The 19,701-nt window shown below is 70.9% G+C and carries 16 protein-coding genes and 4 tRNA genes; 5 read left to right on the top strand and 15 right to left on the bottom strand.

What is annotated here, in order from left to right:
- Nucleotides 1–75: 75 nt before the first annotated feature.
- From ETP66_RS08925 to ETP66_RS08940, 4 genes are all read right to left on the bottom strand, one after another.
- Nucleotides 76–507: a CBS domain-containing protein gene (locus ETP66_RS08925; protein ID WP_130842291.1), complete on the bottom strand. Its 432-nt coding sequence runs from the start codon at nt 505–507 to the stop codon at nt 76–78.
- Between the two features lie 55 nt (nt 508–562).
- The gene (locus ETP66_RS08930) at nt 563–1,369 is read right to left on the bottom strand and encodes a universal stress protein (RefSeq protein WP_130842292.1); all 807 of its coding nucleotides are present in this window, start codon (nt 1,367–1,369) and stop codon (nt 563–565) included.
- Nucleotides 1,370–1,515: 146 nt separating this feature from the next.
- Nucleotides 1,516–2,646 carry an MFS transporter gene (locus ETP66_RS08935; protein ID WP_130842293.1) on the bottom strand — a complete coding sequence of 377 codons (1,131 nt, stop codon included), beginning with the start codon at nt 2,644–2,646 and terminating at the stop codon, nt 1,516–1,518.
- A gap of 83 nt (nt 2,647–2,729) precedes the next feature.
- Nucleotides 2,730–2,806, bottom strand: a tRNA-Arg gene (locus tag ETP66_RS08940).
- Nucleotides 2,807–2,850: 44 nt separating this feature from the next.
- Between ETP66_RS08940 and ETP66_RS12430 the strand changes: the two genes are divergently transcribed.
- Both ETP66_RS12430 and ETP66_RS08950 read left to right on the top strand, forming a co-directional pair.
- Nucleotides 2,851–4,659, top strand: coding sequence for a peptidylprolyl isomerase (locus ETP66_RS12430; protein WP_161569076.1), 1,809 nt, complete (start codon nt 2,851–2,853; stop codon nt 4,657–4,659).
- Between the two features lie 61 nt (nt 4,660–4,720).
- Nucleotides 4,721–6,301 (top strand): phosphohexomutase domain-containing protein, encoded by a 1,581-nt coding sequence (locus ETP66_RS08950; RefSeq protein WP_130842295.1) that lies wholly within the window; start codon nt 4,721–4,723, stop codon nt 6,299–6,301.
- An 8-nt stretch (nt 6,302–6,309) separates the two neighbouring features.
- Here ETP66_RS08950 and ETP66_RS08955 read toward each other — a convergent pair whose 3' ends face one another.
- From ETP66_RS08955 to ETP66_RS08965, 3 genes are read right to left on the bottom strand one after another with little or no spacing between them, the layout of a single operon-like run.
- Complete coding sequence (locus ETP66_RS08955) at nt 6,310–7,140, bottom strand: carbohydrate ABC transporter permease (RefSeq protein WP_130842296.1); 831 nt, start codon at nt 7,138–7,140, stop codon at nt 6,310–6,312.
- Between the two features lie 3 nt (nt 7,141–7,143).
- Nucleotides 7,144–8,055, bottom strand: coding sequence for a carbohydrate ABC transporter permease (locus ETP66_RS08960; RefSeq protein WP_236630182.1), 912 nt, complete (start codon nt 8,053–8,055; stop codon nt 7,144–7,146).
- Between the two features lie 48 nt (nt 8,056–8,103).
- A complete protein-coding gene (locus tag ETP66_RS08965) occupies nt 8,104–9,261 on the bottom strand; it encodes an ABC transporter substrate-binding protein (RefSeq protein WP_130842298.1) in 1,158 nt (385 codons plus the stop codon).
- Nucleotides 9,262–9,696: 435 nt separating this feature from the next.
- On the opposite strand from ETP66_RS08965, the gene glmS reads away from it, so the two are divergent.
- Nucleotides 9,697–11,511: a glutamine--fructose-6-phosphate transaminase (isomerizing) gene (gene glmS / locus ETP66_RS08970; RefSeq protein WP_130842299.1), complete on the top strand. Its 1,815-nt coding sequence runs from the start codon at nt 9,697–9,699 to the stop codon at nt 11,509–11,511.
- A 92-nt stretch (nt 11,512–11,603) separates the two neighbouring features.
- On the opposite strand, the gene ETP66_RS08975 is transcribed toward glmS, so the two are convergent.
- The 6 genes from ETP66_RS08975 to ETP66_RS09000 all read right to left on the bottom strand — a co-directional run bounded on the left by ETP66_RS08975 (nt 11,604) and on the right by ETP66_RS09000 (nt 15,789).
- Nucleotides 11,604–13,184 carry an HD domain-containing phosphohydrolase gene (locus ETP66_RS08975; RefSeq protein ID WP_130842300.1) on the bottom strand — a complete coding sequence of 527 codons (1,581 nt, stop codon included), beginning with the start codon at nt 13,182–13,184 and terminating at the stop codon, nt 11,604–11,606.
- 8 nt (nt 13,185–13,192) lie between these two features.
- Nucleotides 13,193–14,422: a DUF4127 family protein gene (locus ETP66_RS08980; protein ID WP_130842301.1), complete on the bottom strand. Its 1,230-nt coding sequence runs from the start codon at nt 14,420–14,422 to the stop codon at nt 13,193–13,195.
- Between the two features lie 20 nt (nt 14,423–14,442).
- On the bottom strand, nt 14,443–15,420 hold the full coding sequence (trxB, locus tag ETP66_RS08985) for a thioredoxin-disulfide reductase (RefSeq protein WP_130842302.1): 978 nt from the start codon (nt 15,418–15,420) through the stop codon (nt 14,443–14,445).
- Between the two features lie 117 nt (nt 15,421–15,537).
- Nucleotides 15,538–15,613 (bottom strand) — tRNA-Glu (locus tag ETP66_RS08990).
- Nucleotides 15,614–15,634: 21 nt separating this feature from the next.
- Nucleotides 15,635–15,709, bottom strand: a tRNA-Glu gene (locus ETP66_RS08995).
- 6 nt (nt 15,710–15,715) lie between these two features.
- A tRNA-Gln gene (locus ETP66_RS09000) sits at nt 15,716–15,789 on the bottom strand.
- A gap of 81 nt (nt 15,790–15,870) precedes the next feature.
- Here ETP66_RS09000 and ETP66_RS09005 point away from each other — a divergent pair.
- Nucleotides 15,871–16,467, top strand: a complete 597-nt coding sequence (locus ETP66_RS09005; RefSeq protein ID WP_130842303.1) for a hypothetical protein — start codon at nt 15,871–15,873, stop codon at nt 16,465–16,467.
- Nucleotides 16,464–18,143: a hypothetical protein gene (locus ETP66_RS09010; protein ID WP_130842304.1), complete on the top strand. Its 1,680-nt coding sequence runs from the start codon at nt 16,464–16,466 to the stop codon at nt 18,141–18,143. The genes ETP66_RS09005 and ETP66_RS09010 overlap by 4 nt, the downstream gene beginning before the upstream one ends.
- 70 nt (nt 18,144–18,213) lie before the next feature.
- On the opposite strand, the gene fmt is transcribed toward ETP66_RS09010, so the two are convergent.
- Nucleotides 18,214–19,128: a methionyl-tRNA formyltransferase gene (gene fmt / locus ETP66_RS09015; protein ID WP_130842305.1), complete on the bottom strand. Its 915-nt coding sequence runs from the start codon at nt 19,126–19,128 to the stop codon at nt 18,214–18,216.
- Nucleotides 19,125–19,700 carry a peptide deformylase gene (gene def, locus ETP66_RS09020; protein ID WP_130842306.1) on the bottom strand — a complete coding sequence of 192 codons (576 nt, stop codon included), beginning with the start codon at nt 19,698–19,700 and terminating at the stop codon, nt 19,125–19,127. Before def ends, fmt begins: the two co-directional genes overlap by 4 nt.
- Nucleotide 19,701: the final 1 nt, after the last annotated feature.

The following is a 19,701-nucleotide window of genomic DNA, read 5'->3' on the forward strand; positions in this document are numbered from 1 at the left end:
GGCGGGAAAGGCCATGCCCCAAGGATAGCGCAAGGGGCGGCCTGCGGTCCAGGGGGTTCCCGGGGGAAAGCCCCTCTAGCGGTTTTCCGTCACGTACCGGGTGAGGCCCTCGATGAGCACCTCCTGCTCCGTGATGACCGCCTTGACCACGTCCCCGATGGAGATGACCCCCACCACCTTCCCCTCCTCCACCACCGGGAGGTGGCGGATGCGCCGCTCGGTCATGAGGCGCATGACCTCGGCGAGGTCCGCCTCCGGCCCGATGGTGATGGGGTTGGGGGTCATGACCTCCTCCACCCGGGTGTCCTTGGAAAAGCGCCCCAGGAGGACCAACCTGCGGGCGTAGTCCCGCTCGGAGAAGATGCCCACCAGGGCCTCGCCCTCCATGACCAGAAGGGCCCCCACATCGTGCTGGGCCAGTTTCTGCAAGGCTTCCAAAACCGTGGCCTTGGGGGGAACGGCGTACACCTGGCTCCCCTTGCGGAGCAACACCTGGCGAACGGTCATAACACCTCCTCTCCTCGAGGGGAAGGTCATTATACCAGGAGAACCCCCTTAGGGATCAGCGCACCGTGAGCACAGGGCCCACCGCGTGGCGCAGCACGTGCTCCGCGGTGCTTCCCAGGACCAAGCGGCGCACCGGGGCCCCCAGGGCCAGGAGGTCGGAGGGGCCCTGGAGGGCCAGGAGGTGCTCCGCCGGGTCGCCGGAGAGGACCAGGGCCTCGCCCCTCACCCCCTGGTCCTTCAGGTAGGTCTCCGCCTCCTGAGCCCAGGCCCCCGCCTGGTGCGGATCCTCGTGGACGCTCACCACCCGCACGAGGAGGCCCAGCGGCTTGGCCAAGGCGGCCAGGGTGTGCAGGGCCCGCACCGCGCTTTCCGAGGCGTTGTACCCCAGGATGGCCCCCGCGAGCTCCACGTAGTCCACCGGGGCCACCAGCACCGGGACGGGGGAGGCCCGGAGGACCCGGTCGGCGGTGCTGCCCAGGCCTAGGAAGCTCGCCCCGTGGGTCTCCCCGCTCCGTCCCAGGACCAGGAGGTCGGCGGAGCGGGCGTGGCGCAGGATGACCTCGTGGGGGAGGCCGGTCTCCGCCAGGGCTTCCACCTCGAGGCCCACCTCCCGGGCTGTCTTCCCGAGCCGCTCCAGGATGGCCTCCCCCTTAGCGGCCAGGGCCTTTTCCAGCTCCTCCCGGTAGGTGGGAACGGGGATGGTGAGGGCCCCGAAGTCCAAAAGCTCCGGCACCCGGATGAGGCGCGCGTCGCGAACGAAGAGGACCACCAGCTTGGCGGAGAGCTTGTAGCCAAGCCACTCCGCCAGCACCTCCGCCCCCCTTGCCTGGAAGGAGCCGTCCGTGGCCAGGAGAATCCTCATGCCCCCATCTTAAGGGCGGGCCGCGGGGCGAGCCCCCAAAGGGCCCGGTCCCCAGGCAGGGGGAGGGTCCGCCCATTGGCCTTTTATGGCCCCCAAAGGGCCACGGGCACCTCCCTTCCCCTCTCCCCCGGGGGGCGCCCGGGCGTTCAGGCCTCCCGGGGCCTGGGCTCCCCCACGGAGCGGGCCAGGGCCCAGGCGGGCAGGATCAGGACCCCCAGGCTCAGCAACACGGGCATCACCCCGTAGGCCTCCACCAGGTGGCCGATGGGGGCGTAGAGGAGCCCGGCAAACCCCCAGGTGAAGCCCATGAGCAGCCCCGAGACCGTGGCCGTCTGCCCCGGCTCCAGCTCCTGGGCCAGGGCCACGGCCACGGGGATGCCGGCGTTCATCAAGGCCCCGGTGACCGCCAGGAGGAGGAGGTAGGCCAGGCCCCCCGGGGGGAGGAGGAGGAGGGCCAGGTAGAGGGGAAGCCCGAAGGCCAGGGTCCCCACCAGCACCGCCTTGCGGCCCAGCCGGTCGGAGAGGGTTCCTCCCAGAAAAGCCCCCAGGGTGGCGGAAAAGCTGTAGACGGAGAGGCTGAAGGCGGTGTAAGCGTCGGGGAGGCCCTTCTGGGCGAACCAGTAGGGCAGGGTGGTGGCGAAGCTCATGAAGACCAGGCTCCTCAGGGTAGCCATGCCCCAAAGCCGGGCCACATCCCCCCGGAAGACCCGGAGGAAGTCCCCGAAGCCCGCAGGCCGCCCCTGGCGCCGGACGGGGGGCAGCCGGAAGAGGAGGAGGGCGGGCAGGAGGGCCAGGGGGGTGAGCCAGATCAGGCCCGCAAGGCCCCAGGCCCCCACGGCGAAGAGGGCCACGATGGGGCCCAGGGAGAGGCCCAGGTACCCCGCCGAGCCAAAGAAGGAAAGCCAGAACCCCCGCCGGTCCTTAGGGGCCAGCTCCCCCACCAGGCTGGCCCCCGAGGCGTGGAAGAGGGCTGAGCCCAGGCCCGCCAAGGCGAGCACCAAAAGGAGTACCTCAAACCGGGGCCAGAGGCCCAAAGAACCCATCCCCAGGGCCACCAGCACCGGCCCTAGGGCAGCGAGCAGCCTGCGGTCGGCGCGGTCGGCGATGAGGCCGGCCAGGGGCTGAAGGAGGCTACCGGTGAGGGAGTAGACCGAAACCAGAAGCCCCACCGTACCCAAGCCCACCCCGAAGTGGGCCATGAGCTTGGGCAAGAGGGGGGTGAGGAAGTTGGAGAAGAGGTCGTTGGCCGCGTGCAGCCAGGCCAAAAGGGGCAGCACCCCCCCATGCTAAACCCAGTTCTCAGGAAGAGTGTGCTAGAATCCCCTCGTACCCAGGGCCTTCCGGGGTACCAAAAGGAAAATGGCGCGCCCGAGAGGACTCGAACCTCTGACCTTCGGCTCCGGAGGCCGACGCTCTCTCCAGCTGAGCTACGGGCGCACTCAGCGGGAAGCATGGTAGCACGCAAAGGAGGAGGCGGTCAAGTGTTTGGCTTGAGCAAGCGGTTCATCACCTTCCTCTTCGGCTTTCTCGCCCTGGCCTTCGCCGTGGGGGCCATCCTCCTCTTCACCCCCCAGGCGGGGCAGCAGGCCCGGGGCCAGCCGATCCTCTGGGTGAACGGCCAGGCGGTCCACGAGCTGGACCTCCTGCGGCTCCAGGGAGGGGATCCCCTCTACGCCGCAAGCCCCCAGGGGCTTCTCCGGACCCTGGTGGACACCCACTTCTTGGAGCAGGTGATCCTCACCGAAGCCCTCAAGCAGGACGCGGCCCGGGTGCGGGTGGGGGGCGCCGAGGTGCGGCGGGAGGTGGACCGCATCCGTGAGCAGTTCGGCCTGCGGGAGAAGCGGGCCTACGAGATGTTCCTGAACCAGATCGGTTTCACCGACGCCCAGCTGCGGGCGGAGATCCGCCACCAGCTGCAGATCCAAAAGCGCCTGGAGCAGATCCGCTCCGCCGCCCGGCCCACCCCCGAGGAGGTGCGCTTCTACTACGAGGTGCACCGGGAGGACTACCGCACCGAGCCCCGGGTGCGGGCGCGGCAGATCGTGGTGGACGAAAGGGGGCTGGCGGAGGAACTCCTCGCCCGGGCCCGGGCCGGGGAGGACTTCGCCCTCCTGGCCCGGGAGCACTCCCGGGTGGGGGCAGAGGGGGACGGGGCCCTGGGAGCTGGGCCCGGGGAGAGGGAACCCCGGCCGGTGAGCCGGGTGGTCTTCCCCGAACCGGTGGCCCAGGCGGTCTTCGCCCTCCGGGGGCCCGGCCTGGTGGGACCCCTGGAGGCCGGGGGGCGGTTCTACCTGGTGCGGGTGGAGGAGTACCTGCCCCCCAGGGTGTCCGACTTTGAGGAGATCCGGGAGCGGGTGGAGCGGGACGCCCAGGCGGCCAAGGGAGATGCAGCCCTGGAGGCCTACCTGGAGGAGCTCCGGCAAAGGGCCCAGGTGCGCTTCGCCGAGGGGAGCCCCTACGCTTACCAGAACCCCACCGTGGCCCGGGTGGGGGAGCGGGAGATCCGCCTCACCCAGGTGCTCCAGCCGGTCTTCGGCAACCCCCAGACCGCCCTCCTGATCCAGCAAGGCCTGGGGGAGCTGGCGGTGCAGTTCTTCCTGCCCCAGGCCCTGGAGGACCTCATCGAGCGGGAGCTCCTGGTGGAGGCAGCCCGGGCCAGCGGCCTGCCCTTCATAGGCAGCCGGGACGAGATCGCCGAGGCCTACCTCCTCTACCGGACCCAGGACCTCACCGCCACCGAGGAGGAGGCCCGCCGCTTCTACGCGGAAAACCCCGCCTTCTTCACCGTGCCCGCCAGCGCCGAGGTGGTGGGGGTGAGCTTCCGGGAGGAGGCCAAGGCCCGGGCCTTCCGGGAGGGGGCCTTGCGGAGCCGGGATCTCCAGGGCCTGGCCCGGGCCCAGGAGGGCACGGCCACGGAGTACGGCACCGTGCGCCCCGGGCAGCTCCCCGTCATCCTGGACCAGCTGGTCTTCCGGGTGCGGGAGGCCTTCCCCGAAGGCCCCCTGGGGGAGGTGACGGAAGTGCTCAAGCTGGAGGACGGGACCTATATGGTCCTCCTGATCCGCAACCGCCAGCCCGAGTTGGTGCGCCCCCTGGGGGAAAGCCTGGAGGAGGCCAAGGAGCTGGTGGTGGCCAGGAAGCGCCAGGAAAAGGCCGAGGCCCTGATCCGGGAGCTGAGGGAGGGGGCCGAGGTGGAAAACCGCCTGGGCCAGGTGCTGGCGGAGCTGGCCCCCCCGAGGGAGGAGGCGCCCGAGGAGGCGCCGGCGGAAGAGGCCCCCGCTACACCCTAAAGCGCCCCACCGTGCTCCCGGGGAGGCCTAGGGGCCTCCCCGCCCCCCTTAAGATGGGGGTATGGACCTCCCCCGGCTCCTCACCCTCTACTACGAGGAACGCCCTGACCCGGAAGACCCCCACCGGAGGGTGGCCTTCGGCACCAGCGGCCACCGGGGCACGAGCCTCAAGGGGACCTTCACCGAGGCCCATGTCCTGGCCATCGCCCAGGCGATCGCCGACCTCCGGGCCTCCTTCGGGGCCACGGGGCCCCTTTTCCTCGGCAAGGACACCCACGCCCTTTCTGAGCCCGCCTGGGCCACGGCGCTTTCCGTCTTCGCCGCCAACGGCCTCGAGGTGCGCATCGAGCTGGAGGAGGGCTACACCCCCACCCCCCTGGTTTCCCTGGCCATCCTGGAACACAACGCCCGCCACGAGGCCAAGGCCGACGGCGTCCTCCTCACCCCCAGCCACAACCCCCCGGAGGACGGGGGCTTCAAGTACAACCCCCCCACGGGGGGCCCGGCGGACACCCGGGTCACCCGGGCCATCGAGGAGCGGGCCAACGCCCTCCTGAAGGAAGGGCTCAAGGGGGTGCGGCGCCTCCCCCTGCGGGAGGCCTTGGGGCGGGCCCGGGCCTTCGACTATGCCGGGCTCTACGCGGAGAAGGTGGCGGAGGCGGTGGACCTGGAGGCCATCCGGGCTTCCGGGTTGCGCCTTGGCGTGGACCCCCTGGGCGGGGCGAGCCTGAGGGTCTGGGAGCGCCTGGCGGAGCACCACCGCCTGAACCTGGAGGTGGTGAACCCCACCCTGGATCCCACCTTCCGCTTCATGCCCAAGGACCACGACGGCAGAATCCGCATGGACTGCTCCAGCCCCCACGCCATGGCGGGGCTTCTCGCCCTCAAGGACCGCTACGACCTGGCCGTCGGCAACGACCCCGACGCCGACCGCCACGGGATCGTCACCCGGCGGGGCCTCATGAACCCCAACCACTACCTGGCGGCCGCCGTCCACCACCTTTACACCACCCGCGCCTGGCCGGGGGCCAAGGTGGGCAAGACCGCGGTCACCAGCGCCTTCCTGGACCGGGTGGCCCGGGCCCTGGGCCGGGAGGTCTACGAGACCCCGGTGGGCTTCAAGTACTTCGTGGAGGGGCTCCTGGGGGGCTGGCTCGGCTTCGGCGGGGAGGAAAGCGCGGGGGCGAGCTTCCTCCGCTTCGACGGCAGGCCCTTCGCCACCGACAAAGACGGCCTCCTGCTGGGCCTCCTGGCGGCGGAGATCCTGGCCAAGCAGGGAAAGGCCCCCGACGAGCTCTACGAGGGGCTGGCCCAGGCCCTGGGCCGCCCCCACTACGCCCGCCTGGACCTGCCCATCCCCCCCGAGGCCAAGGCCAGGCTCGCCCACCTCTCCCCGGAGGAGGTAAAGGAGCGGGAGCTCGCCGGGGAACCCATCCTCCAGGTCCTCACCCACGCCCCGGGAAACGGGGAGCCCCTGGGAGGGGTCAAGGTGGTCACGGCCAGCGCCTGGTTCGCCGCCCGGCCCAGCGGCACCGAGGACGTGGCCAAGGTGTACGCGGAAAGCTTCCAGGGAGAAGGGCACCTAAAGGAGGTCCTCGAGGCCGCCATGGCGCTGGTGGGCAGGGTCCTGGGAGGGGCCTAGCCCGGGGGCTACTTGGCCGCCCCCCCGATCAGCCCCTGGATGTAGTAGCGCTGCAGGAGGAGGAAGACCAGGATCGGGGCCAGCATGGTGAGGATGGTCCCCGCGGAGAGGAGGCCCCAGTCCACCAGGAACTGGCCCCGGAGGTAGGGGATCATCTGGGTGGCCACCATCTTCTCCGGGCTGAAGATGAGGATCAGGGCCAGGAAGAAGTCGTTCCACACCCAGTTAAACTGCAGGGCTCCCACGGAGGCCAGGGCGGGGAACATGAGGGGCAGAACGATGCGGAAGAAGATCTGGTAGCGGTTGGCCCCATCCACCCAGGCGGCCTCCTCCAGTTCCTTGGGCAGGGTCTCCAGGTAGCCCCGCAGGAAGAGGAGGATCCAGGGCAGGCCCCAGGCGCTGTGGACCAGGACCAGGCCAGTGTAGGTGTCCAGGAGGTCCAGGCGGTTCAGGAGCTGGAAGAGGGGCACGGCCACCATCTGCTGGGGCACGGCCAGGAGGAGGGCCGCCGCCATGAGCACCGTCCCCCGGAAGGGCAGGCGGAAGCGGACCAGGCTGTAGGCGGCCAGGGCCCCCACCAGAAGGGGGATGAGGGTGGCGGGCAGGGCCACCTGCAGGGAGTTGCGCATGCCCAGAGCCAGGGGGGCGGTGGGGTGGTTCAGGGCGCCCGCGAAGTTGTCCAGGGAAAAGGTGCCAGGAAACCGCCACCAGCCGTCCAGGATCTCCACCTGGGGCCTTAGGGCCGACATCAGCACCCCCAGGAAGGGGACGAGCCAGACCAGGCCCACCAGGAAGGCCAGGAGGCCGAGGAGAAAGGCGCTGCGTTGCCTGCGCCGCACGGCCTACCTCCCTCCCCCCAGGCTGCGCCGGGCGAACCAGAGGCCGATGGGCAGGCTGACCAGGGTGAGCAGGGTGGCGGTGGCCGCCGCCCGGTGGAAGTCCAGGTCCCGGAAGGCGTAGAGGTACATCTGCAGGGCCAGCACCAAGGAGGCCCCTCCGGGGCCCCCCTGGGTGGCCACGAAGACGATGTCGAAGATCTTCAGCTCCCAAAGCAGGGTGAGGGCGATGACCACCATGGTGACCGGCCACAGGAGGGGCAGGGTGATAAACCAGAACTGGTGCCAGGCCGTGGCCCCGTCGATCTCCGCCGCCTCGTAAAGCTCGGGGTCGATGGTGGAAAGCCCCGCGGCGTGCAGGACCATGCTAAACCCCGTCCAAAGCCACACCGAGCCCAGGATGAGGGCCAGAAGGGCGGTCTCGGGGTAGGCGGTCCAGGTGCGGTCCCAGGGAGCGCCCAGGCCGAGGAGGCCGAGGACCTGGGGGACCAGGCCCGCGTTCTGGTCAAAGAGGAAGCGGATCAGGACCCCCCCCACCACCAGGGGGGTGACCATCCCCAGGAAGATGGCCAGCCGCAGGAGGCTCACCCACCAGCCCTTGAGGCGGGAGAAGAGCACGGCCAGGAAGAGGCCCAGGAGGACGGTGAGGGGCAGGTGGATGAGGATCCAGAGGGCGTTGTGGACCAGGGAGCCCCAGGGAGGGGGGCTTCCCGGAAACCGCCCCGGGTTAAAGGTGTCCGGGCTCCCCAGGACCTCCCGGAAGTTGGCCAGGCCCGCGAAGCCCTGGGGGCCCAGGAAGGCCAGGCGCAGGGTCTCCAGGGCGGGCCAGAGGATGAAGACGCCGATCAGGACCAGGGCGGGAAGGATGAAGAGGAGAGCAGGAAGGGTCTCTTGGCGCCCCACAGTCTCCCTCCGCAAGGGGCTCCCCCAGGCCCTGCCAGGCCTGAGGGGGAGCCCCAGGGCCCCCTACCGCCGGGGCATCCGGTCGTCCAGGGTCCTGAGGACATCGTCCAGGGCCCCGGGGCGCACCCAGAGGAGCTTGAGCTGGTCCCAGAAGGCCTGCTGCCAGGCCCCACCCACGGTGTCGTCCAGGTCGGGGATGATCCTCAGGCCCGCCAGGGCTCGGGCCAGGGCCTGCTCGGCGGGGGGATAGGAGGCCGGCCCCACATCGGCCCGCATGGAGAGCTTGCCCCCCTGGCGCACGCGCAGCTCCACCCCCTCCCGGCTCACCAGGAAGGCCACCAGGCGCTTGGCCGCCTCGGCATTGGGGGAGTAGCTGGGCACGAAGAGGTAGTCCGCTCCCCCCACCACCGCCCGGGCCCCGGGAAGGGGGAAGACGCCCAGATCGGCGGGGTCCTCCACCATGCCGGTGATCCAGTTGCCCATGAAGAAGAGGCCATAATCCCCCCGCCACCAGAGCTGCAGGGCCTGGGTCCACTCGATGGGGTCGCTAAAGTGCCGGCGCTCCAGGAGGGGGATGAGGCGCTGGGCGAAGACCTGGCGCACCCGGGGATCCTGCCAGCGTAGGCGGCCCCCCATCAGGGCCAGGTTCATCTCCGGACCGCCGTAGGTGGCCAGGAAGTGCTCCACCACATCGGAAAGGGGCCAGCCCACCCCGTTGCCCGAGGCGATGGGGGCCCTGACCCCGGGGAGGGCGCGGATCCTGTCCAGCAGGGCCACGAACTCCTCCCAGCTCCGGGGTTCGGAGAGGCCGTGCCTCTGGAAGAAGGAGCGCCGGTACCAGAAGCCCGGCTTGGCGAACATCACGTAGGGGAGCCCCACCACCCGCTCCCCGTCCCGCACCGTGTCCAGCAGGAAGGGCACCCCCTGGGCCTGAACGCGGAGGTCCTCGGCGTGCCGGGCGTTCTGCCCGATCCACCAGCTCCACATGAAGATCACATCCCCCACGGTGCGCCGGGCGGCGAACTGGGCGGGGAGGATCTGGGCCAGGTCCTCCGCCCGCCGAACCTGATACTCCACCCGGATACCCGTCTGCTGCTGGAAGGCCCGCAAGACGGGGAGGAACTCCTCCGCCTCGGACCCCGACCAGGGGCCCACCACGGTCAACGTCTGGGCGAAGCCCAAGCCCAGGGCCGCCACGAGAAAACAGGCCAACCTCCGCATAACCATTCACCTCCCAAACCGAGATTCGCGGTCATCGCAAGGCGCCATGTCCGAAAGCACATGAAAAATCTTCCAAAATAAATTCTACCCTTTTCCCTACCCCTTGTCAACCAAGGCCAGGCCGGCCCCCCGATAGCCCCTGGGGGACCTCTGCTATACTCCCCCCGAGGGGGTGGGAGGAGGGAAGGTGGTCGGGAAGGGATGGCGGGAAGCGCAGGGGGCCCCAAGGGGGCCTGACGAGGTGGCGGACCCCGCGTGGGGATAACCGGCCTGGGCCGGGAAAGGTCGAAGGGATCCGCGGATGCCGCCCGGGGTGTGCCCGCCCCGCCCGCCTGAGAAGCGCCCGAAGGGAAAGCCCCGCGGGGGACAACCTGAGGGCAGGGCGTCAAAAGGAGACTGGGTTTGGAGCCCATGGGGGCTCCTTCGGGAGAGGACATGTGCGGAATCGTCGGGTATGTGGGCTTTCGCAACGCCACGGATGTGCTCATCGACGGGCTGAGGCGGCTGGAGTACCGGGGGTACGACTCCGCCGGGGTGGCGGTGAGGACCCCGGTGGGCCTTAAGGTGGTGAAGCGCTCGGGGAAGCTTTCTGCCCTGGAGGGTGCCCTCAAGGAGGAGCACCTGGAGGGGTCTTTGGGCATCGGCCACACCCGCTGGGCCACCCACGGGGCCCCTACCGATCCCAACGCCCATCCCCACACCACGGAGGACGGCCGGATCGCCGTGATCCACAACGGCATCATCGAGAACTACCTGGAGCTCAAGGAGGCCCTCCTGGCCCGGGGCCACCGCTTCCGCTCGGAGACGGACAGCGAGGTGCTGGCCCATCTGGTGGAGGAACGGTACCGGGGAGATCTCCTCCAGGCCCTGCGGGAGGCTCTCAAGGAGGTGCGGGGGGCCTACGCGGTGGTGGTGGCCCACGGGGCCCACGAGGAGATCGTGGCCGCGCGCACGGTGAGCCCCCTGGTGGTCGGCCTGGGCGAAGGGGAGAACTTCCTGGCCTCGGATGTCCCCGCCCTCCTGCCCTACACCCGGCGGGTCGTCTTCCTCCACGACGGGGACCTGGCCCGCATCACCCGGGAGGGGGTGGAGGTGATCGACCTCGGGGGCCAGCCCCTGAAGCGGGAGGTGGTGGAGATCGACTGGAGCCTCGAGGCCGCGGAGAAGGGCGGCTTCCCCCACTACATGCTCAAGGAGATCTACGAGCAGCCCTGGGTGCTGGAGAACACCCTGGGGGGCCGCCTCCGGGAGGAGGAAGGGGACGTGGACCTGGGGCTTGCCCTGGACCCCAAGGAGGTGGCAAGGGTCCACCTGATCGCCTGCGGCACCGCGGCTTACGCGGGCTGGTACGGGAAGTACCTCCTGGAGGCCCTGGCCCGCATCCCCACGGAGTGGGACGTGGCCAGCGAGTACCGCTACCGGGATCCCGTGGTGGACGCGAGGACCCTGGCCATCGCCATCAGCCAGTCCGGGGAGACCATCGACACCCTGGAAGGGATCCGGGAGGCCAGGCGCAAGGGGGCCCGCACCTTAGGGGTCATCAACGCCAAGGGCAGCAGCCTCACCCGGGAGGTGGAGGACGTCCTCTACATCCACGCGGGCCCCGAGATCGGGGTGGCCTCCACCAAAGCCTACACCGCCATGCTGGCGGCCATGGTCCTGCTGGCGGTGCGCTTCGGCCGGGCCCGGGGCACCCTCTCCAAGGAGGTGGCCCGGGAGCTTCTCCAGGAGATGCGCAAGCTCCCCCGCCTGGTGGAGGAAGTGCTGGAAAGGCGGCCCCTCATCGCCCACATCGCCGAGAAGTACCACCAGACCCAGGACTTCCTCTTCCTGGGGCGGCACGTGCAGGCCCCCACCGCCTACGAGGGGGCCTTGAAGCTCAAGGAGATCAGCTACATCCACGCGGAGGCCTACCCCGCGGGGGAGATGAAGCACGGGCCCATCGCCCTCATCGACGAGCGGCTCCCCGTGGTGGTCCTGGCCACAAAAGGCCCCCTTTACGAGAAGACCCTCGCCAACATCCAGGAGGTGCGGGCCCGGGGGGGGAGGGTGATCGCCATCGCCACGGAAGGGGATGAGGAGCTGCCCAAGGTGGCCCAGGACGTGGTCTACCTGCCCGAGGTCCACCCCCTCCTCGCCCCCATCGTGAGCGTGGTACCCCTGCAGCTTCTGGCCTACGAGATCGCCGTCCTCCTGGGGCGGGACGTGGACCAGCCCCGGAACCTGGCCAAGAGCGTGACCGTGGAGTAAAACCACCCCACCCTGACCTCGTCAGGGCGGGGGGCGCTCGCCGAAAAGGCGAGCGCGGCTTCGGTTTGGGGGCGATGGGGTATAGGGGATTCCTAGCCCCCCTCCCCGATCAGGTCCAAAAGGGCTTCCACCGCCTTCGGATCCAGGCCCCTTCCCGCCTGGTCCCTGAGCTCTCTCTTGGCCTCCTCGCGGGTCCAGGCCCGCTTGTAGGGGCGCTCGGAAAGGAGGGCGTCGTACACGTCCACCACGGCGAAGATGCGGGCCTCCAAAGGGATCTCCTCCCCTCTTAGCCCCCTGGGGTAGCCCGAGCCGTCCCAGCGCTCGTGGTGGTAAAGGACCACGTTGAGGGCCGCCCGGGGGAGGAAGGGCAGGCTCTTCAGGATCTCCAGGCCCACCTCGGGGTGGGTCTTCACCGCCCGCCACTCCCCCGTGGAAAGCGCCGCGGGCTTGCGCAGGATCTCGTCCGGCAGGGCCAGCTTACCCAGGTCGTGGAAGTAGGCCCCCAGGCGCAGGCCCTCGAGGTCGGGAAACCCCAGGACCATCCCCAGGCGCAAGGAGAGCTCCGCCACCCGCTCCGTGTGCCCCCGGGTCTCCAGGTCGCGGTACTCCAGGACCCGGGCCAGGGCTTTGAGGGCCGCCTCCCGAGTGGCTCTGAGGGCGCGGAGGTGGAAAAGCCGCTCCAGGGCCTCCTCCAGGCGCCCGGCCACCAGGCGCAAGACGGTCAGGTCCTCGGGGTGGTAGGGAACCCGCTCCCCAAAGGATCCCAGGGCCAGGACCCCAAAGCGCCGCCCCCCGGGCCTCAAGGGCACCAGGAGGGCTGAGGTGAGGCCGCTTTCCGCGTAGGGCCTGAGGGCGCCAGGGAAGCGGGCGTAGTCCTCCACGTACACCGGCCCTTGCCACAGCCGGGGGTGGCCCAAAAGCCCCTCCCCTGGGCGGATGGGGTGCTCCTGGTAAAGCCCAGGGAAGCCCGGGGGGTAACGGCCGCAGAAGACCGCTGGGCGGACGGTCCCCGAGCGGAGGAGGTAGAGGGCTCCCCCATGGTAGGGGGTGAGGCGGAGGAGGGTCTCCAGGGCCTCCCGGGCCATGGAGAAGGGCTCCCGGGCGCCTTCCAGGGCCAGGGAGAGCTCAAGGAGGGCCCGGGCCCGAGCCGCCTCCTTACGGGCCTGCTCCAGGGCAGCGATGCGGGCCAGGACCACCCCGGCGGCCTCCGCCAGGGCCTGGATCCAGAACCCCTCCTCGGGAAGGATCTCCCCCACCCCCCCGGCGGTGTCCATGGAGAGGACCCCCAGGGGCCGCCCCTCCGGGTCGCGCACCGCCACCCCCAGGTAGGCCCCGGGGCAGGGCTGGCCGGAGAGGAAGACCGCCCTCGGCTCCCGGCTCGCGTCCGCCAGGAAGAGGGGTTCTCTCCCCTGCAGCACCTGCCAAGAAACCCCCCGCCCCCGCCCCAGGCGGAAGCCCACCATGTCCCGGGCCATCCCCTCGGCGGCCACCAGCACCAGGGCCTCCTCCTCGGGGAGGTAACGGAAGAAGAGGGTGGAGACCGCCCGGGTGTGGGCCTTGGCGGTGGCCACCACCTGGTGGTAGACCTCCTCCGGCCGCTCCAGGGGAGCCAGCAGGCGCCAGGCCTGGGCCAGGGCCCGCAGACGCCCGAGCTCCGCCCTGCCGGAGGCCATAACGGCCCCTACTCTACCAGACGCACAGGGCGGTCCCCCGGGACCAGCTGCAGGCGCCCCCGGGCCTCGAAGGACCGCCCCCAGGGAAACTCCAGCCCCCGTAGGGCCACCCGGTGCCCGTCCAGCTCCGGGGCCCTCCAGAGGGCGGCCACCCCCCGGGCCTCCTCCGGCAGGGGCTCGGGGAAGTGGGCCCGCACAAAGGGCCGGCCCACCTCGCCCCACCAGTAGTGGAAGTAGGCCTCGGCAAGCCGCTCCCGACGGCCTCCCCGGTCCCCCAGGGCAAGCCCCCCCTGGGCCAGGGCGCTCCCCAGGTTGTTAGCCGGGGTGCCCCAGCTGGCGTAGGCGAAAAGGCGCCCGTAGAGCCCCAGGGCCTGGAGGTAGGCCATGAGCCGGGGATCCCCCCGGTTCACCCGGGAGAGGTCGGCTAGGGCCACGGGGTAACGGCCCATGAGGTGGAGGAGGTCCAGAAGGGCCCCCCGGGGGTCCTGCCCCCCGTAGGCGTAGAGGACCAGGTCCGGCCCTTCGGCCAGGGCCACCTCCTGCGCCCCGGCGCTTCCCAAAAGCCCCGCCACCGTCTCCCGCAAAGGGAGGCCCTCATAGGGGGTGACGCGGTCCGCCAGCCCCTCCCCCTCGTAGACCAGCGCCACCCGGAGCCCAGGGGAAAGGGCACGGAGGAGGAGGACCTGCCCCGCCTCGTCCGCCCCCGGGCGGCTCGGGTAGGGCAGGGCCCGGGCCTCCTGGGGGGCGGGGGAGCCGCGCACGGCATCGTCCCAGACGGCTTCCAGATAGACCCCAGCCAGGGAGGCCCAGGGGGCGAGGCGCCCGAGGACCTCCAGGTTCCGCCCCCGCCGGGTGGCGTCCCAGCGGGGGACCACCCCGAAGAGGAGGAGCTCCCCCCGGTGGCGCACCCTCCAGGAGAGGAGGGGGCCGAGGCGGGCCAGGGCGTCCTCGGGAGAGAGGGGGAGGTGGCGGCTTGGCAAAAGCCCCCCGTAGGCCAGGGCGTCCAGGCTGGCCACCAGCCTCTCCCCGGGGGTGGCAAGAAGCCAGGCCCGGAGGCCGGGCAGATCCGCCCCCTCCGGCCCCCGGTAGGCCGCCTTGGGGGGGCAGAGGACGAGGCCCCAAGCGCAGGGGGCCCAGTTTGGGGGGCGGTCGTCCAGGGGCAGGTAGAGGGTCTGGGCCAGGCCCCAGGGAAGGAGGCCGGTGAGGAGGGCGAGGAGGACGAGGGCAGGCCCCTTCATCCCCTGCACGGCCCCGGTCCTCAGCCCCTCACCGCCTCGTGGGCCTCCGCCAGGTAGCGCTCGGCCATCATGGCCGCCCGGGTGCCCGCCCCCACGCTGGTGGTGAGCTGGCGGTAGATGGGATCGGCCACATCCCCGGCGGCGAAGACGCCGGGCACCGAGGTGAAGACCTCCTCCCGCACGGCGATGTAGCCGTCGGGCCGGAGCTCCACCACCCCCTGGAGGAAGGCGGTGTTGGGCTCGTGGCCGATGAAGACGAAGACTCCGTCCGTGGGGTAAACGAACTCCTCCCCGGTCTTCAGGTTCTTAAGGCGCACCCCCGTCACCTGGTCCTCCCCCAGAACCTCGGTGACGATGTGGGAGAAGAGGAAGTGCATCTTGGGGTTCTGGAAGGCCCGGGCCTGGGCCACTTTGTTGGCCCTTAGCTCGTCCCGGCGGTGGACCAGGGTGACCTTGCGGGCAAACTTGGTGAGGAAAAGCCCCTCCTCCACCGCCGCGTCCCCCCCGCCCACCACCACCACCTCCTTATCCCGGTAAAAGAAGCCGTCGCAGGTGGCGCAGGTGGAAACCCCCCGGCCGTAGAACCTCTCCTCCCCGGGCACCCCAAGCCTCCGGGGGTTGGCCCCGGTGGCGATGATCACCGCCCGGGCCCGGTAGGTGCGCTCAAAGCCCCGCACCAAAAAGCCTTCCCCGGCCCGTTCCAGGCCCAGGACCTCGTCCATCACGATCCTTGCCCCGAACTTCTCCGCCTGCTGCACCATGCGGCGGGCTAGCTCCGGCCCAGAGATACCCTCGGGGAAGCCGGGGTAGTTCTCCACCTCCTCCGTCTGGGCGATCTGCCCCCCGGGGAGGCCCTTTTCTACGATGACCGCCTTGAGCTGGGCCCGGCCCACGTAGATCCCCGCGGTGAGGCCCGCGGGCCCCCCCCCGAGGATGACCACATCGTAGGCCTCTTCCCCCTCGCCTTTTCCCGCAAGCCCGGTAAGGGTGAACTCCATGAGCGCCTCCCACTTCCCAGACTACCACCCTCATACCCAGAGGGGGTATCTGGCCCCTCCAGTCTGGGCCAAGGGGCGGGAGAAGTCAAGGGACGGAAGGGCAATCCGAGCCGCTTCTGGTGACCCCAGGGGGATTCGAACCCCCGTCTCGGCCTTGAGAGGGCCGTGTCCTAGGCCTCTAGACGATGGGGCCGTGGGCGGCTCGGACTGCTCCTGGTGACCCCAGGGGGATTCGAACCCCCGCCGCCGCCTTGAAAGGGCGGTGACCTAACCGCTAGTCGATGGGGCCAGAGTTTGGCTGGGGTGCGTGGACTCGAACCACGACCGGCGGATCCAGAGTCCGCTGTCCTGCCGTTAGACGACACCCCAGCGGCGGGCGCCCGATCCCTCGGGCAGAGGTTATGGTACACTCTGAGGGGCGGATTGACAAGCCCCTCGGTGTGCGTCCCTATGGAGGAAAGCCTGTTGCAGATCTTAAGCCGCTATGTCTCCCCCAAGGCCGCGGAAAGCCTGGTGCGGCGGGCAGCCGGGGAGGAACCCCCCCGCACCCCCGAGGCCTGGGCCAGGGTTATCGAGGAGACCCTCTGGCCCGAGCTCGCCCGCCTCCTCCCTTTTCGGGAGATGCCCCCGGAGCTCAGGGACCTGGTGCGGGAGCTCAAGCGCCTCACCCCCCCCGAGCCCGAGGCAAGGGAGGGGCCGGAAGGGGAGGAGGGCCTCCCCGAGGTGGTGGACCTGGAAGACCCCGCAGCCCGGCAGGCCCTGGCGGGAAGGCTTGCCCGGCTGGAAGGGGTAGTGGGGGTGGCGGTGGCGGCCGGGGGAGGTAGGGAGGAGCGCTTCGCCGGGGAGCCGGTGCCCCTGGATCCGGTCCACCTCCTCCTGCAGCGCCAGGGGTACGGGGTGTTCTACGCCCTCCTGGAGGGGAAGGTGGTGGCCTTGAGGCCCCTGGCCCGAGGGTATGTGGCCCTTGTAGCCCGTAAGGAAAGCAACCTCGGGCAGCTTCTACAAGCCCTGAAGAGGCTGGTTGCCCCAGCGGAGGTGGGGGAATGAGAGGATGGCTTGCCCTGGTTCTGGCCTTCGGCCTTTCCGCCCTGGCCGCGCCCCTCGCGACCCTCTACGACGGCCTGGAGGAGGCCCTCAGGCAAGTGCGCCCCGAAGACCCCAGCCGTACCCTGGCCGCCCTGGACCGGGCCCAGGGGGTGCTGCGCCAGGGGGAGGGGCTGCCCCCGGTGATCCGGGACGCCGCCCTGGCCAACCTGCAGGAGGCCCGGCAGGCCGCCCTGAGGCGGAGTTCAGCGGACCTGGAGGCCCGCCTCTTCCTGGTGCGCCACCTGGTGGGCAAGGCCCTGTACGACGGCTACCTCCAGGCCCAGGGTGCGGAAGGGGAGGCCCTGCTCGCCAGGCTGGCCCGGGCCACGGACCTGCCCCAGGAGGCCGTGGCCGAGGTCCGGGGCCTCCCTCCGGAAGAGGCCCGGCGCAGGCTGGAGGCCCGCTACCTGCAGCTTTTGGCCCAGGACCTGAACCGGACCCTCGGCGCCGCCTCCCGCCCGGAGGCCTACCTGGCCCTGGCCCGGGCCTACGCCCGCTACCTGGTGGTCCAGGACAGCCCGCAAAGCCCCTTGAGGGCCCAGGAGTTCGTCCGGGCCCTCGCGCGGATCTCCGCCGGGGAGGAGTTCCGCCCGGAGGTACGGGAGCTGCGGGAAAGGGTCCTGGCCTGGCGCACCGCCCTCCTGCAAGCCCCAGGGGTGCCAGCCCCCCCGGCCCCCCGGGCCCAGGCGCCGACCCCGGCCCCGCCCACCGTGACGCCCAGGACCCCGCCCCCTGGCGCTCCTCCCTCGGGCCCTGAGGCCGAGGCCCTCCTCACCCCAGCGCTGCGGGAGGAGATCGGCTTCCTGCCCCTACCGGAGGAGGTGGCCCTGGAGCTGGGGCTCGCCCTGCAGCGCCTGGCCATCCCCAGCGTGGTGGACTGGCTAGGGGTGGTCAACGAGGTCCGCAGCAGCTTAGCCATCGCCCTCCTCCATGTGCAAAGCGGGGACCCCGCCTGGGCCCGCACCCAGCTGCGCTACGCCCACGAGCAGTACCGCCTCCTCATCCAGCCCGTGGCCCGCACCTACGCGCCCGAGCTGGCCGAGCGGGCCGACCGCCTGTTCCTGCGCACCGAGGGAGCCCTGGGCCTGCGCACCGTGGACCTGGCGGTCCTCCTGGGGGAGATGCAGGAGATCGAGGAGCGGCTTTTCGGCAACACCCAGGGGCTTTGGCACGCCCTGCAGGTGCAGGTGCAGCTCCTGACCCTAGGGCTACCCCGGGCGGTCTTCTTCCTCCTGGCCGCCGCCTTGGCCTTCTTTCCCCTTTACCTGATCCGCCTGACCTTCGGCGGCCGCAACGTCTACTGGAACCTCCTGGGCCTGGCCTTCCTCTTTCTGGTCCTCCCCATCCTGGCGGAGGGGCTCTCCTACCTGGGTTCCGTCCTGGCGGAGCACGGCGGCCTGCCCCTCCTGGCCGCCCTCGCCAACCTCTCCATCGCCCAGGCCCTGGTGCCCTACCTGGCCTGGGGGCTCACGGTCTTCCTGGTGGTGGCCCTGGCCGGGGCGGGCCTCCGGGGCATCGCCGCCCAGTTCGGCCTCCTCAAGGAGCGGGGGGCGGAGGTGGCCGCCGGAGGCTGGGAGGAACGGGCCTCCACGGGGCTCACCAGCGAGACCATCGTGGAGTGGGACGAGGAGTTCTAGGTACCCCGTCGTGGCCCAAGCCACGCCGGGGGCCCCACCCCGGGAAGAGGAGCAATCCCGCCGAGAAGCCCTATTCCAGCCGGGTGCCCGGCCCCACCCCGTACCCCCGGGCCCAGTCGGCAGCGGGCATGGGGCGCCTCCCCTCGGGCTGGACCAGGAGCAGGCGGATGAGGCCCTCCCCCGTCCCCACCAAGACCCCCTCCCGGTCCACCCCCAGGACCACCCCGGGCTCACCCTGGCCAGCCTCCGGGCGCATCCGGAGCACCTTCACCCGCTTCCCCTCGTGGAAGCAGTAGCTCCCCGGCCAGGGCTGCACCCCCCGGTGGCGGTTGTAGATGGCCTGGGCGCTCTCCCCGAAGCGGATGCGCCCCTCCTCCCTGGTGAGGAGGGGGGCGTAGGAGGGTTCCCCCTCCTGGGGGATGGGGGTAAGACGGGGGAGATCTTCCAGCACCCTCAGGAGTAGCTCGACGCCTCGGTCCCGGAGGCGCTCGGAAAGGGCTACCGCGTCCTCGTCAGGCCCGATCTCCGTACGGTAGACGGCGTAGAGCGGCCCGGTGTCCAGGCCCTCCTCGGTCTTCATGACGGCTACCCCCGTCTCCCGCTCCCCCCGGACCAGGGCCCACTGCACGGGGGCCGGGCCCCGGTACTTGGGGAGGAGGGAGGGGTGGAGGTTGAGGAAGCCCCAGGGGGGGACCTCCAGGACCTCCTTCGGCAGGATCTTGCCGTAGGCGGCGGTGACCGCCACCTGCGGGGCCGAGGCCTCGAAGGCCTCCAGAAACTCCCGGTTGCCCTTGAGGCGTTCGGGCTTCCGAAGGGGTAGCCCGTGGGCCGAAGCGTACTCCGCCACCGGGCTAGGGGCCGGCCTCAGACCCCGGCCCTTGGGCCTGTCGGGCTGGGTAACCACCAGGACCACCTGGTGGCGGCGGTTCAGGGCGTCCAGGACCGGCACCGCCCAAGCCGGGGTGCCGAAAAAGGCCACCCTCATCCCTGGGAAAGCTCCTTTAGGAGGGCCCTGGCCTCCTTCTGTATCCGGGCCAGCTCCGCCCGGTTTTCCTCCAGGAAGGCCTCCCGCCTGGCCTTGGGCAGGCGATCGAAGAAGAGGAGGCCGTCCAGGTGGTCGATCTCGTGCTGGAAGACCCTGGCCATGTACCCCTCCAGCTCCAGGACGCGGGGTCTCCCCTCCTCGTCCTGGTACTCCACCCGGAGGCGCTCCGCCCGGGGCACCTCCTCGGCGTAAAGGCCGGGGAGGGAGAGGCAGCCCTCTAGGCCCTCCACCTCCCCCTCCTGGTGGAGGAGCACCGGGTTCACCACCACATGCACCCGGCGCACCAGGTCGCGGAGGGGGCGCTCCTCCCCCTCGGGCTCCTCCGCGTACTCCACGGCCACGAAGAGACGCTGGGAGATGCCGATCTGGGGCGCGGCCAGGCCCACGCCCCGGGCCTCGAGCATGGTTTCCAGCATGTCCTCGGCGAGCCTTTTGATTCCGGAAAAGTCCTGCACCGGCCTGGCCCGCCTGCGCAGGACCGGGTCCCCGTAGAGGCGGATGGGGTAGATCATC

The organism is Thermus thermamylovorans (assembly GCF_004307015.1).
GTDB lineage: Bacteria > Deinococcota > Deinococci > Deinococcales > Thermaceae > Thermus > Thermus thermamylovorans.

Bases quoted from the DNA above. Each gene is read 5' to 3' on its own strand.
- ETP66_RS08925 (WP_130842291.1), bottom strand. From the start codon at position 507: ATGACCGTTCGCCAGGTGTTGCTCCGCAAGGGGAGCCAGGTGTACGCC.
- ETP66_RS08930 (WP_130842292.1), bottom strand. From the start codon at position 1,369: ATGAGGATTCTCCTGGCCACGGACGGCTCCTTCCAGGCAAGGGGGGCG.
- ETP66_RS08950 (WP_130842295.1), top strand. From the start codon at position 4,721: ATGGACCTCCCCCGGCTCCTCACCCTCTACTACGAGGAACGCCCTGAC.
- ETP66_RS08965 (WP_130842298.1), bottom strand. From the start codon at position 9,261: ATGCGGAGGTTGGCCTGTTTTCTCGTGGCGGCCCTGGGCTTGGGCTTC.
- glmS (WP_130842299.1), top strand. From the start codon at position 9,697: ATGTGCGGAATCGTCGGGTATGTGGGCTTTCGCAACGCCACGGATGTG.
- ETP66_RS08975 (WP_130842300.1), bottom strand. From the start codon at position 13,184: ATGGCCTCCGGCAGGGCGGAGCTCGGGCGTCTGCGGGCCCTGGCCCAG.
- ETP66_RS08980 (WP_130842301.1), bottom strand. From the start codon at position 14,422: ATGAAGGGGCCTGCCCTCGTCCTCCTCGCCCTCCTCACCGGCCTCCTT.
- trxB (WP_130842302.1), bottom strand. From the start codon at position 15,420: ATGGAGTTCACCCTTACCGGGCTTGCGGGAAAAGGCGAGGGGGAAGAG.
- ETP66_RS09005 (WP_130842303.1), top strand. From the start codon at position 15,871: ATGGAGGAAAGCCTGTTGCAGATCTTAAGCCGCTATGTCTCCCCCAAG.
- ETP66_RS09010 (WP_130842304.1), top strand. From the start codon at position 16,464: ATGAGAGGATGGCTTGCCCTGGTTCTGGCCTTCGGCCTTTCCGCCCTG.
- fmt (WP_130842305.1), bottom strand. From the start codon at position 19,128: ATGAGGGTGGCCTTTTTCGGCACCCCGGCTTGGGCGGTGCCGGTCCTG.
- def (WP_130842306.1), bottom strand. From the start codon at position 19,700: ATGATCTACCCCATCCGCCTCTACGGGGACCCGGTCCTGCGCAGGCGG.